The organism is Xenorhabdus griffiniae (assembly GCF_001028135.1).
GTDB classification, from domain to species: Bacteria; Pseudomonadota; Gammaproteobacteria; order Enterobacterales; family Enterobacteriaceae; genus Xenorhabdus; species Xenorhabdus bakwenae.
In genome coordinates, this window is sequence record NZ_LDNM01000044.1 from 1 (window position 1) to 13682 (window position 13682).

The following is a 13682-nucleotide window of genomic DNA, read 5'->3' on the forward strand; positions in this document are numbered from 1 at the left end:
CAGCTCTTTACTCGAAGCAACCTGTTTATTTTTGACTAAAAAACATTCGTGATCTTGCCCTGCTTGTTCCCGTACCTGAGAATTTTCTATGTCATTTAAATACCGAGACAGCCCGTTATTTTATCGGGTTGCGCGCGAGGCCGCAAAAATTGAACGCGAGGGCGATTATCGTCGGGCATCAAAAGTGTGGAATAAAGCGGCGCGGCATTCGCGCAATGAATTAAACATTAAATGGGCAGAAATTCGTTCTGATTTTTGCCTAAAACAAATTGAACGGGATCAATTCAATGAAAATCAGAGAGGACGTAATAGAGCGATATCTGGTTATTGAGGTGAAAAAAGCGGGCGGCATTGCCTATAAATTTGTTTCCCCTGGTCGCCGTGGTGTTCCTGACCGTATTGTTGTTTTACCCAATGGGCGTGTGATATTTGTCGAGTGCAAAGCACCGGGCGAAAAACCTCGCCCTGACCAGTTACGGGAACACGAACGTCTACGGGCACTGGGGCAAACAGTTGTTGTTTTGGACAGTAAAAATGTGGAGGGGATTTTATGAACTTTGGGGTAAAAAACTTTACACCTCCGAATCACCCATAGTTACCATTGAAAATAGTAGTGAAAGCTATGAATTCCAGAATATAAATTGGAAGTAATATACTTTTAATAATTGGAGAAAATATAAATGAACAATGAATTTAACGAAGAATCATCATTCGCTGCATATATTAATAAATTATCACCTAAAATCACCGCAGAAATAGAATTAACCGATTTCGCACAGGGCGGGGATGGTAAAGCGGTGGCATTTGGAAAAGTATTTAATGATAGTAAAAAACGATTTAACGATGGCGATGAGATAATAACATCTCTGGTTCGCAATGCTGAAACGTATAAAAACGATGGGTATATAATAACCCGAAATTCCATTTATAAAATAAGGGAGCCAAAGACAGACGACACAATTAAAAGAGAAATAAAACTAAGTGCAATAAAGGTACTTAAAGAAGCATGTAACTTAGCAAAAGAACACAACGTAGCTGAAATCCCCATTGAGGTAGATATCTTATTAAAAATATTTACCGAAATAGAAACTCTCACCACTAAGTTAACTGAATATGAAAATAACAATTGATGCACATAATATTAACGTACGTGTCAATTAGGGGCAAAATATGAAACCATTCACACCACGCCCCTACCAAAACCTTATTATTAATCACGAACTGGATTTACCCCGCTGCAATGTGTGGGCAGGAATGGGTATGGGCAAAACTGTAGCAACACTAACTGCACTGGAAGATCTTTATATGGTGGGTATGGAAACCCAACCAACACTAGTTTTGGCCCCGTTGCGTGTGGCTCGTTCCACATGGCCGGATGAGGTGGACAAATGGAACCATTTCCACAATATCGACGTTCAGCCCATTGTGGGCAATGTTAAAGAGCGCAGGGACGCGCTCAAAAACACCAACGCCAGCGTATTCACCACCAACTACGATAACCTCGTCTGGCTGGTGGAAACGCTGGGGGACAAATGGCCGTTCGCTACCGTCATTGCCGATGAGAGCACGCGGCTAAAATCATTCCGGTTGCGTAAAGGAGGCAAAAGAGCCGCCGCTCTGGCAAAAGTTGCGCACAAACATGTACGCCGCTGGGTGAACTTAACCGGCACGCCCTCTCCTAATGGTCTGGTCGATTTATGGGGGCAATCGTGGTTTATCGATCAGGGCGAACGACTGGGCCGGACGTACAGTGCGTTCACCTCGCGCTGGTTCAATAGTATTCGGTTCCCTGGGCAATCATGGGTGAAACTGGAACCGTGGCCGTTTGCTCAGGAGCAAATGCAAACAGCACTAAACGATGTGACCATCGCTCTCAACGCGGCGGACTGGTTCGATATTCAGGAACCAATTCACAATGTTATTCGTGTCGATTTACCGTCCACAGTCCGGCAGCAGTACCGCGCGATGGAAAAAGAGCTGTTCATGGAGTTGGGTAGTATCGGGGTTGAGGCGCTGAACGCAGCGGCCAAAACCGTTAAATGTCTGCAAATCGCCAGCGGGGCTATCTATACTGACGAGAACGGCGCTTGGCAGGAACTGCACGACGCCAAAATTCAGGCATTAGACAGCATCATTAATGAGTCTGGCGGTATGCCTGTACTGGTCGCCTACCACTGGAAACACGATTTAGAAAGGTTACTGAAAGCATTTCCCAAAGGCAGGCACCTTGATTTAGATCCGCAGACCCTGCGCGACTGGAACGCCGGAAAAATTCCCGTATTGTTCGCCCACCCTGCCAGCGCCGGTCACGGCCTGAACCTGCAAGACGGCGGAAACATTTTGGTGTTTTTCTCCCACTGGTGGGACCTGGAACAGTATCAGCAAATCAATGAACGTATCGGCCCTACCCGACAGATACAGGCAGGGCACAACCGCCCTGTGTTTATTTACCACATTATCGCAACCGATACGGTCGATGAGCTGGTGATGGAACGGCGTAATTCCAAACGGGAAGTTCAGGACATTTTATTAGAGGCTATGAAACGCCGGTAATAAGCTGCGCCGTTTACTTAACATTGATATTCAACCTAAACGGTTAACAGAAATACTAGCCCTAGCCCTACCCGAATTTAAACGTGTCATGTCGCCATATCAGAAGAGCAAATGCCTACCTGTGATGTGGCTGCGGCACTACGTAGAAAGGAGATGAAGGATGGATAAGCTTTTAAACGCAAAACAAGTATGTAAAGCAATGTCGATAAGCAAGCCGACTCTGTATAGAAAGATTAAGTCTGGACAGATACCAGAGCCTCTCAAGGATGGAAGATACTCAAAATGGAAAGAGAGCGACATAACTCACTATATCAACTCTCTATCCAGGGGCTTCTTAGCTGAGCCGGTTAAAAAGGAGTCAACTATTGATGATTTCAAGTAACACCTTTGTCCACTCTTCCATCATGTCTATCCTCTCTCTCATGTATTCAGCGTGATTATATGCGGCTATTGACTTGTTTGTTTCGGAGTGTGATAGCTGCTTCTCTATAAGCTCACTTCTAAACCCCATTTCATACAGCATAGTTGATGCAGTGGCCCTAAAGTCATGGCATGTTATATCCCCACTTTTAAACCCTAGGTTCTCTATTGCTCTGTTTGGGGTTGATTTGCTTATCTTCCCTCCGTTAGTTCCCTGAAACACTAAATCGATATTTTCGCTTTTAGTATATCTTCTTGAATCTGTCATTAACGATAAGACGTAATCAGAAAGCGGGACTATGTGTAACTTTCCCATCTTCATTCTATCCTCACTTATAATCCACGTCTTATTCTCCATGTCAATCTCACTCCATAGAGCACCTCTTAACTCCGATTGCCTAACGAACAAAAAAGGGAGAATTTTGAGGAATAATTTTACCACTGAAGTTGATTTTGATTTCTCAAGTCTTTCAAAATAGAGTTTTATCTCTTCTCTTGATAGGCATCTGGAGTGATTTGTTTTTGGGGTTATTATTGACCCAAGTAATGTGCTGGCAGGATCAAATTCAGCTCGTAAAGTTGATACTGCATACCGGAAAATAGAGGAGCATATCATTCTGACTTTTACTGCTGATGAGGGGGAGCCATTGGACTCGATACGCTTTAGTACTACAAGTATATCTCTGGATGTTATGTCTTTGATTGGTTTATCGCCAAAAATTGGGTAGCAATTATTGAACAAAAAACTTCTGTAGATTCGAATTGTAGATTCGGTTAATGTCTTTTCTTTTCTTTCTAGCCACTCTATAGATATCGATTTAAATGTATTTAATCTATCTTCATCAAGTAATTTCTTATTGGATTTTTTAACTGCTGTTGGATTTAACCCTTTCTTTACCTGCTGTCTAGCCCATTCAGCTTCTTTCCTCGCCTCGGCAAGGCTTACGTATGGATACTCGCCAATCGTATATCTTCCATCCTTAGTTGGTGTCACCCAAAATCTATATCTCCAGAATTTTGAGCCGGAGGGTCTGATCTCTATGTATAACCCCTTTTCGTCTGTTAGGTTGTACGGCCTATCCTTTGGCTTTGCGTTTCGTACTTTTATATCTGTTAAGGGCATAGCAGGACTCCAAACAAGATTTAGTTGTCCTGTAAGTTGTCCTGTTTTTTGTGATATGTCAAGACATCACTTAACACCACAAGAGACTAAAGCCAATAATTTTAAATAAAAAAATCAAACCATTGATACCCAGCGACATCATCTGATATTAAGATTATTTTTCTGCAATAAAAAGACGCATGGAATTATTCAAAAACTTCAATGAGTGTTCCACCTGAGCCTGGCTCAGTCAGTTCACCAATAGCAAAAAAATCAATGTCGTGGCTTCGTGCAACGGCTTTCGCCTCTTCCACGGCATCCGGCAAAATTGCCAGCAATAAACCACCCGAAGTTTGTGGGTCACACAGGAGATAACGTTGACAGGGAATCATCTTTCCAATTAAGTGCCCAGCGCTGTCAAAGTTGCGTCCCGTGCCTCCAGGTACACAACCTTTTTCGATATAAACATCAACATCTGACAATCTCGGAATTTGTGAAAATTTGACTTTCGCCTGAACGCCAAAATCTCCACAAATTTTACTCAAATGCCCTAACAGACCGGAGCCTGTCACATCCGTCATAGCTGTAACACCCTCAATTCCTGCAAAATCTGTCCCCGCTTTATTCAACTGGCACATCGTTTCTTTCGCTTGAGTCAGACGGATTTTAGTTGACATGAGTCGCTCCAGTTAAGAAGTTGCTGACAAATTAGAAATAACTGACAAAATTCGTCAAATCGGGTGTTGCGACTTTTGCAGGTGCCCTGAGTTCTGGGGTTCCTAAGTAAAGGAATCCAACAATTTTGTCATTTTCCTCACATCCCAAGCCCGCTCTGACAATGGGATCTTCTGTCCATGAGCCTGAACGCCATATACCGCCAAAACCTTGGGTGACTGCGGCCATTTGCATTGCGTGAACAGCACACCCCGCAGCAACGACTTGTTCCCATGCCGGAACTTTTGCATGTTCAACGACCTTAGCGATAACGGTAATAATCATTGGTGCCCGGTAAGGGGCATTTTTTGCTTTCTCCTCAACTTCCTTGCCCATTCCGCCTTCAATTGCGGCTTTTTCAAGGAGATTACTGAATTTATCTATACCTTCCCCTTCCATCACAATAAAATGCCAAGGACGCAAAGCCCCATGGTCAGGCGCTCTCATCCCAGCGGCTAAAATATGTTGCAATTCAATATCTTTTGGTACGGGGGTTGTTAAGCGTGAAACTGAACGACGATTTAACAAAAGTTCCAAAGCATTCATTATTTTCTCCTAAAGTAAGATAATCTGTCTCAGACCGACATTCTCTGTTTATTCGTTAATGAATGAAAGCACATAAACTGTTTTTTCAATCAATAACATGATTTCCAGCTGACATTTTCAAGCAGGATGATTAGGATAACCCTATTTGATACCCTGACCGGAGAACAATATGCGAAAATTATGGCACTTCACGGCAGCATTATTTAAATGGAGCTGGAAACTCCTAAATTTTGTTCGCCAATTTATTTTCAATCTTATTTTTATTCTGTTGATTGTTGTTGTCGTTGTTGGCGTCATCGTTTACCAACAACAATCCAAACTTGACGATAACTATCACGGAGCATTGTATGTTAACTTATCCGGGATTGTTCTTGATCGCGTAACTGATCGCAGTCCATTTGAACAATTCGCCAAAAATCTTTTGGGTCCATCCAATAGCAATGACAAAGAAACCTCTGTGTTTGACATTGTTGACAGCATTCGCCGCGCAAAAAACGATCCCAAAATTACTGGCATGGTATTAAAGCTGGATGATTTTATCGGTACAAACCAGACCTCTATGAGATATCTTGGCAAGGCCATCAACGAATTTAAAGCGGCAGGCAAACCTGTTTTTGCGATTGGCGATTCTTATAGCCAATCACAATATTATTTAGCCAGCTATGCCAATGAAATCTCTCTCTCTCCATTAGGCTCTGTTGATATCCATGGTTTCTCCACCAACCAGTTATATTACAAATCATTGTTAGATACACTGAAAGTGTCTACCCATATTTTCCGTGTAGGTACTTATAAATCAGCCGTCGAACCTATGTTACGTGACGATATGTCAAAAGAAGCTCGTGCATCTGACAGCCTCTGGCTCAACGAACTGTGGAACGATTATTTAAATACCATCGCAGTTAACCGGCATATCCCTGCTGATCAGGTCTTCCCCGGCACCGCAAACTTTATCGAGAAATTCCGTAAAGCAGGCGGAGACGCTTCACTGTATGCGTACCAAAACAAACTAGTGGACTATATTGAACCACGCAGTGTCGTTGAAAAGAAAATGCAGGAAAAATTTGGTTGGAATAAGGAACAAAAACATTTCAATTACATCAGTATCTATAACTACATTGACCAAAAACCAATACAAAACACAAATAATAAAGGCAACATTGCTGTTATTGTTGCTGAAGGGGCAATTTTAGACGGCAAACAATCACCGGGTATCGTTGGCAGTGACACCCTTGTTGAACAACTGCGCGAAGCGCACCATAACCCCAATATCAAAGCGATCGTATTACGAGTAAACAGCCCAGGTGGCAGTATCGGGGCGTCTGAAATTATTCGCAATGAGTTAGCCGCAATCCGGGATGACAAAACCGGAAATGCGAAACCCATCGTCGTTTCAATGGGGGGATTGACTGCTTCAGGCGGTTACTGGATATCAACTCCAGCTAACTATATTATTGCTGATCCGAGTACCTTAACAGGCTCGATTGGTGTTTTTGGTGTCATTCTAACCGTTGAGAAGAGCCTCAATTACGTTGGTGTGAATACCGATGGGGTTTCAACAACACCATTAGCCGATATTTCTGCAACTAAAGGTATCAACCAGACATTCTCAGATGTCATGCAACTCGCTATTGAAAATGGTTACAGTAAGTTTATCGGGCTAGTTGCAAACTCTCGTAATAAATCTTTAGACGAGATCAATGACGTCGCTCAGGGGCGTGTCTGGAGTGGCATTGATGCCAAAAAGCATGGTTTGATCGATCAGCTGGGTGATTTTGATGACGCCGTTAAAAAAGCCGCTGAACTGGCAAAGATCAAAGATGTATCACTGGACTGGATGCAGCCTGAATTTTCATTCTCGGAAAAATTCATGCGGGGAATGACTTCATCAGCACAAGCACTATTGCCAAATACTTTGCAGTCAATGTTGCCGGCTCCATTTGCCGAAGTCGCTCAAGATGTGAAAAAACAAGCTACATTTTATAACAATATGAAAGATCCGCAGAATATCTACACATTCTGTCTGAATTGTGTCGATATCCGTTAAAATAATTGACTAAGTTTTCAACAAATTTAAAGCCTGATGTCACCATCAGGCTTTTTTTATTCTTGATACTCCCTATAATCCGGCTAAATGTTTTTATTGAGGTGTTACCATGCAGAAGAAATCGATCTATGTTGTTTACACTGGCGGTACTATTGGGATGCAACATTCCCCCAATGGATACATTCCCGTTTCCGGTCATTTACAGCAACAACTTGCTAAAATGCCAGAATTTCACCGTCCAGAAATGCCGACATTCACGATCCGTGAACACCAACCCTTGATTGATTCTTCTGATATGAGTCCTGACGACTGGAACATTATCGCAAATGATATTTATCAGAATTATCATGACTATGATGGCTTTGTTATTCTGCACGGTACAGATACCATGGCTTTCACGGCATCAGCACTCTCCTTCCTGTGTGAAAACCTGAATAAGCCTATTATTGTGACAGGGTCACAAATTCCGCTGGAAGCCTTGCGTTCCGATGGGCAAACCAATCTCCTTAATGCACTGTATCTCGCAGCAAATTACCCTATTAACGAAGTCAGCTTATTTTTTAACAATAAGTTATTTCGGGGCAATAGAACAATTAAAGCCCATGCAGATGGCTTCAATGCTTTTTCATCCCCGAACTGCCCCCCACTGATGGAAGCCGGGATAAATATTCGCACTTTCAAAACAAATCCTATACCTGTTAGTCAAGGCGAATTCTTTGTAAATCCAATCAAATCGCAACCAATTGGTGTCGTGACCATCTATCCGGGATTATCCAGTCAGGTGGTAGAAAATATTCTGATGCAACCCGTCAAGGCATTGATTTTACGCTCATACGGGGTTGGCAATGCTCCGCAACGCGTTGATTTATTGCAAACGCTAAAGACAGCAACGGAACGAGGCATTATTGTGGTTAATTTGACTCAATGCATTTCTGGCCGAGTCAACATGGGAGGTTATGCGACGGGTCATTCTCTGGCTGCATCAGGTGTTATCAGCGGCTATGACATGACTTTCGAGGCAGCTTTAACAAAATTGCACTATTTACTGAGTCAATCTTATCCCCCTGAAGAGATCCGCGACTCGATGCAACAAAATCTGCGGGGAGAATTGAGTTACGCTGATGAATAACAAATAGATAAGTCGAGAAATATGATGAAAACAGCATTATTACTTATCGATCTGCAAAATGACTTTTGTACCGGAGGAACACTGGCAGTCAAAGATAGCGACGCAGTGATTGAGACAGCAAATGATGTGATTGCGCTATGCCAGGAAAACAATATCCCGGTCATCGCAACTCAGGATTGGCACCCTGCTAACCATATGAGTTTTGCAGAAAACTCAGGAAAAAAAGTAGGTACATTAGGAAAACTCAATGGTATTCCTCAAGTATGGTGGCCGAACCATTGTATACAAGGAGAGTTTGGTGCAGAGTTTCATGCTTTGTTAAATCAATCTGCTATTCAAGAAATTTTCCGTAAAGGTGAAAACCCCCAGATAGATAGCTATAGTGCATTCTTCGATAATGACCATAATAGTAAAACCCGCCTGGATGCATGGTTAACAGAACAAAATATACAACGCCTGCTTATCATGGGTATCGCCACTGATTACTGCGTAAAATTTACTGTACTTGATGCCCTGACACTAGGTTATGAAACCTATGTCATTGTTGATGGCTGCCGGGGTGTTAATATCCAGAAAGAGGATAGCCAGCGGGCATTTGAAGAAATGGCCAGAAAAGGGGCTAAGTTAGTTCCACAAAATGAAATTATATCTATTTTATGACTTAATCCATTACTACAGCAGCCTTAACCATTAATAAAATTAATTTATAAACTAAAAAGAACCTCGTCCTTAACAAAAAACAGGACGAGGTTCTCAATTCAGGCCATTTCAATCTTCCGACTGGGGTTTTAATTTTGCGACCATGTCAGACTGAAATATCGCCTTTAACTCCTGTTTACTTTTTATGGTAATTTGGCCATCTGTGCCAATCGTCATATGTTCAGGATCATGATTATGTTTTGCTTGCCAGAGCATCACCGCCTGTAAACTGTATTCTTTCTGTTCTGGTGTGAGCGGTACACCATCCTGCCATTTTCCCAGTTCAACAGCCTGAATTAATCGCTGATAAATTTCAGGCGTCATGGCGGAGAGTAAATCATCCAACTTCATCGAAATTTCCTTACTTAATGGCTATGTGCTCTATTTCACTACATATACTACATATCTTACTTGTAGGGCTGTAAGCCAACATGAGTATGAATCATATATTGACCTTAAGAACAGTTAAAAATATTTTATCAAAAAAAGCTGAATCGTTTCTTTTTAGCTCATAAAGCCAAAATCTCATTTAAATTCAGAATATTCAAACGTAACATTAACCTGTCGTTTCTTCGCCTGTTTCTTTATCAACAAAACGCAGCGCTGCTGAATTAATACAAAAACGTTCTCCTGTCGGTTTGGGACCATCGGGAAAGATATGCCCCAAATGTGCCTGGCATTGGCTACAACGCACTTCTATCCGATGCATATTATGAGAATAATCATCAATATATGTAACAGAACCATCACGAATCGGTTGGTAGAAGCTCGGCCATCCACATCCCGAATCAAATTTCGTATCAGAAACAAATAATGGCTGGCGGCAACACAGGCAATAATAGATACCATTTTTTTTGTTATGGAGTAATTTTCCTGAAAACGGCGGCTCAGTACCTGCTTCTTGCGTAACATAGCGCTGTATTTTACTAAGCTGTTTTATAGAAAGGGAAATATTTTGACTTTTAGTCATAATGATCACCTTTTAAGGTCAATATTTTCAATAAAATATCATCGGAAACAACCCAAAATTAACACCAAAATGTCAAAATGCATTCTAACCCATCCAACATAGCAATTTACTTTACTAATTGTGATAAGTCTCACATAACTAACCAATGGTAACTTTAAATATCTCCTTATACCCCGATAATGGTGTACGTAGAGCTTGCTCCAGCTGTATAACAATCGTCTGAATAGTGATTATTAAATTGATCTTTTTCAATTGTTGACACGATTCCGCTTGACGGCTGGCAAGATTTTGGTAACTTTAGAAACAACTTTTAATTCACTAAAAAATAGCTGGTGGAATACTATGACTATCAAAGTAGGTATTAACGGTTTTGGTCGTATCGGCCGTATTGTTTTCCGTGCTGCTCAAGAGCGCTCAGACATTGAAATCGTTGCGATCAATGATCTGTTGGATGCAGAATACATGGCATACATGCTGAAATACGATTCAACCCACGGCCGCTTTAACGGCACTGTTGAAGTTAAAGACGGTCAATTGGTTGTTAACGGCAAAACCATCCGTGTGACATCTGAAAGAGACCCAGCTAACCTGAAATGGAACGAAGTCGGTGCTGATGTTGTTGCAGAAGCAACGGGTATTTTCCTGACCGACGAAACTGCACGTAAGCATATCGCGGCTGGCGCGAAAAAAGTTGTTCTGACCGGTCCATCCAAAGACAATACGCCAATGTTCGTTATGGGTGTCAACCACCGTGCCTACGCAGGCCAGGATATCGTTTCCAACGCGTCCTGTACCACTAACTGTCTGGCTCCACTGGCTAAAGTTATTAATGACAAATTCGGTATCATTGAAGGTCTGATGACGACAGTTCACGCAACAACCGCTACCCAGAAAACGGTTGATGGTCCTTCAGCAAAAGACTGGCGTGGTGGCCGTGGTGCAGCACAGAACATCATCCCCTCTTCCACTGGCGCAGCAAAAGCAGTAGGCAAAGTTATCCCTGAACTGAACGGCAAGCTGACCGGCATGTCTTTCCGTGTTCCTACTCCTAACGTATCTGTTGTTGACCTGACTGTACGTCTGGCTAAACCAGCAACTTATGCAGAAATCTGTAACGCGATTAAAGAAGCGGCAGAAGGCGAACTGAAAGGCATTCTGGGCTATACTGAAGATGACGTGGTTTCCACTGATTTCAACGGCGAAAAACTGACTTCTGTATTTGATGCAAAAGCAGGTATCGCGCTGAACGATAACTTTGTAAAACTGGTTTCCTGGTATGACAACGAAACCGGTTATTCCAATAAAGTGCTGGATCTGATCGCTCACATCTCCAAATAATCGAGCTTTTATCCACTTTCAAAAGCCATCTGTTTTCAGGTGGCTTTTATGTTTATATAACTAAAATATTGAGATATTCTTATTCCTTAGTTCAACTGCCAATTTAAGTGTACATAAGGTCATGACAGATGCTTGATAAAATTTTCTCATTACCGATTGTAGAACAGCTCTCCCCTTATATTAGCCAGCGAAACATTGATGGTTTTCCGTTAATTGTTGTTTCCCATCCTAAAGCTCGCGGCGTGATCAGCCTTCAAGGTGCACACCTGATTACCTGGCAACCCAATAACGAAAAACCCGTATTATGGGTCAGTGATAACACGCTTTTCAGCGCAGGTACTGCTATTCGTGGTGGTATTCCCATCTGTTGGCCTTGGTTTGGTGCGTTTGCAGCGCCCAGTCATGGATTTGCACGGATACTCCCCTGGGAACTCAAAGCTCATGATGAGAATGAAAATGGCGTTATTTTGACATTCACATTGCAGGATAACGCATATACCCGTAAGTTATGGCCACATGAATTCACGCTGATTGCCCGCTTTAAATTGGGGGAAACTTGCGAAATAGAATTAGAACCCCACGGTGAATATCAAGCCACGTGTGCTCTTCACTCATACTTCAATGTGAGTGACATCAATCAAATTCAGATTAGCGGGCTTGGTTCACATTTTATTGATACTCTCACCGAGAGTGAGCAATATATTGATGAAGATTTAGTCTTCCGCGGGAGAACAGACCGAATTTATACCAAACCAGACGATTTTAACCTGCTCAGAGATCCGCTATGGAAACGAACAATTGAAATACACCACTATCACCATAGCGAAGTCGTCTGCTGGAATCCTGGCGCTGCACTTTCCAGTAGTATGAAAGATATGAGCAAAGAAGGTTATAAGAATATGGCGTGTATCGAAACTGCACGTATCAATAACCCATTGCAGCCTAAGAATGGCAACCCTGACAGACTTTCTGTCATGATCCGCTGCCGTAAGTTTGCAGATAATAATCAATCAAGTGGGATATAGAACAGGCATTTATTCCAAAACCAAGATAAAAATGCCTGAATTATTCAAAATAGAAAGGATTAAGCCACAGTGACAGGAACGCGCTTCGCTAAAGCACACAAAAGCTCATAACCAATGGTTCCTGCCGGGTTTGCGACTTCATCTACGGGTAGATTTTCTCCCCACAACTCGGCAATGCTGCCTATGTTTGCCTGAGGACACGGAGTCAAATCAACCGTCATCATGTCCATTGATATAGCCCCCAATAACCGGGTACGAACACCATCAACCATAATAGGTGTTCCCGTTGGGGCATGCCGCGGATATCCATCCGCATAACCACAGGCAACTGTACCGACTCGCATGGGTGTTTGGGTTGTATAGCGGCTGCCATAGCCAATTTCTTTTCCCTCGGGAAGTTCATGTACTGCAATGATTTCACTTTGTAGCGTCATGGCTGGTTTCAACCCAATATCGGCAATATCACACCATTTTCCACTCGGAGACACACCATAAAGAATAATACCTGGCCGTACCCAATCTTTATGTGTTTTCGGATGCCACAACACAGCACCAGAATTCGCCAGACAATGGGGCAGTGAATTCATTTGCAAACACTCAACAACCGCGAATTGTTCATCAATACCCATTTCATTATCCGAATTGGCAAAATGGGTCATTAAAGTCACTGACTTAATATTTTTAACCTTTCTCGCCATTGAAACTATCTGTGGATACTCTTTTAGGATGAATCCCAACCGATTCATACCACTATTGAGTTTCAAATAGATATCAATAGGCGTATCCAATTTGGCTTTTCCTATCTCATCAAGCTGCCAATGACTATGTACTACGGTTGTCAGGCGGTATTTATTGATAATCTGTAAATCGGCGGGCTTAAAAAAACCCTCCAATAGCAAGATTGGCCCTTGCCATCCCTGCTCCCTTAAATAAATAGCTTCATTCATGTCAAGCAGTGCAAATCCATCTGTCTGCATGAGTGATTGCCATATTCTGTCCAATCCATGCCCATACGCATCCGCTTTTACTACCGACCAAATTTTACTGTTACCCACCATTTGACGAATAACCGACAGATTATGGCGAAATGCGTCGAGATGGATCGTTGCCAAAATAGGACGTGGCATGACGACCCCTTC

At 42.4% G+C, this 13682-nt stretch carries 15 protein-coding genes and 1 pseudogene; 10 read left to right on the top strand and 6 right to left on the bottom strand.

Annotated features, from left to right (window positions below; genetic code table 11):
• The first annotated feature begins 88 nt into the window (after window positions 1–88).
• The 5 genes from AAY47_RS10945 to AAY47_RS10965 all read left to right on the top strand — a co-directional run bounded on the left by AAY47_RS10945 (window position 89) and on the right by AAY47_RS10965 (window position 2935).
• On the top strand, window positions 89–331 hold the full coding sequence (locus AAY47_RS10945; RefSeq protein WP_047769781.1) for an ANR family transcriptional regulator: 243 nt from the start codon (window positions 89–91) through the stop codon (window positions 329–331).
• Complete coding sequence (locus AAY47_RS10950) at window positions 288–554, top strand: VRR-NUC domain-containing protein (RefSeq protein WP_047769783.1); 267 nt, start codon at window positions 288–290, stop codon at window positions 552–554. Before AAY47_RS10945 ends, AAY47_RS10950 begins: the two co-directional genes overlap by 44 nt.
• Before the next feature lie 126 nt (window positions 555–680).
• Window positions 681–1130 carry a hypothetical protein gene (locus AAY47_RS10955; protein WP_047769786.1) on the top strand — a complete coding sequence of 150 codons (450 nt, stop codon included), beginning with the start codon at window positions 681–683 and terminating at the stop codon, window positions 1128–1130.
• Window positions 1131–1170: 40 nt separating this feature from the next.
• Window positions 1171–2553: an SNF2-related protein gene (locus AAY47_RS10960; RefSeq protein WP_047769788.1), complete on the top strand. Its 1383-nt coding sequence runs from the start codon at window positions 1171–1173 to the stop codon at window positions 2551–2553.
• A gap of 160 nt (window positions 2554–2713) precedes the next feature.
• Complete coding sequence (locus tag AAY47_RS10965) at window positions 2714–2935, top strand: helix-turn-helix transcriptional regulator (RefSeq protein WP_047769790.1); 222 nt, start codon at window positions 2714–2716, stop codon at window positions 2933–2935.
• On the opposite strand, the gene AAY47_RS10970 is transcribed toward AAY47_RS10965, so the two are convergent.
• The 3 genes and pseudogenes from AAY47_RS10970 to AAY47_RS10980 all read right to left on the bottom strand — a co-directional run bounded on the left by AAY47_RS10970 (window position 2912) and on the right by AAY47_RS10980 (window position 5335).
• A complete protein-coding gene (locus AAY47_RS10970) occupies window positions 2912–4096 on the bottom strand; it encodes a tyrosine-type recombinase/integrase (protein WP_047769792.1) in 1185 nt (394 codons plus the stop codon). The genes AAY47_RS10965 and AAY47_RS10970 overlap by 24 nt on opposite strands.
• Before the next feature lie 185 nt (window positions 4097–4281).
• Window positions 4282–4725 (bottom strand): annotated as a pseudogene (locus AAY47_RS10975) (AIR synthase-related protein); the annotation flags it as partial.
• Between the two features lie 58 nt (window positions 4726–4783).
• Window positions 4784–5335 (bottom strand): NAD(P)H nitroreductase, encoded by a 552-nt coding sequence (locus AAY47_RS10980; protein ID WP_047769793.1) that lies wholly within the window; start codon window positions 5333–5335, stop codon window positions 4784–4786.
• A 169-nt stretch (window positions 5336–5504) separates the two neighbouring features.
• Between AAY47_RS10980 and sppA the strand changes: the two genes are divergently transcribed.
• From sppA to pncA, 3 genes are all read left to right on the top strand, one after another.
• Window positions 5505–7382 carry a signal peptide peptidase SppA gene (gene sppA, locus AAY47_RS10985; protein ID WP_047769795.1) on the top strand — a complete coding sequence of 626 codons (1878 nt, stop codon included), beginning with the start codon at window positions 5505–5507 and terminating at the stop codon, window positions 7380–7382.
• Between the two features lie 109 nt (window positions 7383–7491).
• Entirely contained in the window at window positions 7492–8511 is a 1020-nt protein-coding gene (ansA, locus tag AAY47_RS10990) for an asparaginase (RefSeq protein ID WP_047769797.1), read from the top strand.
• Between the two features lie 24 nt (window positions 8512–8535).
• A complete protein-coding gene (gene pncA, locus AAY47_RS10995) occupies window positions 8536–9171 on the top strand; it encodes a bifunctional nicotinamidase/pyrazinamidase (protein ID WP_047769798.1) in 636 nt (211 codons plus the stop codon).
• A gap of 108 nt (window positions 9172–9279) precedes the next feature.
• Here pncA and AAY47_RS11000 read toward each other — a convergent pair whose 3' ends face one another.
• Both AAY47_RS11000 and msrB read right to left on the bottom strand, forming a co-directional pair.
• Complete coding sequence (locus tag AAY47_RS11000; protein ID WP_047769800.1) at window positions 9280–9561, bottom strand: YeaC family protein; 282 nt, start codon at window positions 9559–9561, stop codon at window positions 9280–9282.
• A 205-nt stretch (window positions 9562–9766) separates the two neighbouring features.
• Window positions 9767–10180: a peptide-methionine (R)-S-oxide reductase MsrB gene (msrB, locus tag AAY47_RS11005; RefSeq protein ID WP_047769802.1), complete on the bottom strand. Its 414-nt coding sequence runs from the start codon at window positions 10178–10180 to the stop codon at window positions 9767–9769.
• Between the two features lie 342 nt (window positions 10181–10522).
• Here msrB and gapA point away from each other — a divergent pair, with 342 nt between their 5' ends.
• Complete coding sequence (gene gapA / locus AAY47_RS11010; protein WP_047769804.1) at window positions 10523–11518, top strand: glyceraldehyde-3-phosphate dehydrogenase; 996 nt, start codon at window positions 10523–10525, stop codon at window positions 11516–11518.
• Between the two features lie 128 nt (window positions 11519–11646).
• A complete protein-coding gene (locus tag AAY47_RS11015) occupies window positions 11647–12543 on the top strand; it encodes a D-hexose-6-phosphate mutarotase (protein WP_047769806.1) in 897 nt (298 codons plus the stop codon).
• 59 nt (window positions 12544–12602) lie between these two features.
• Here the strand turns inward: AAY47_RS11015 and alr are convergent, their stop codons facing one another.
• Entirely contained in the window at window positions 12603–13670 is a 1068-nt protein-coding gene (gene alr, locus AAY47_RS11020) for an alanine racemase (protein WP_047769808.1), read from the bottom strand.
• Between the last annotated feature and the right edge of the window lie 12 nt (window positions 13671–13682).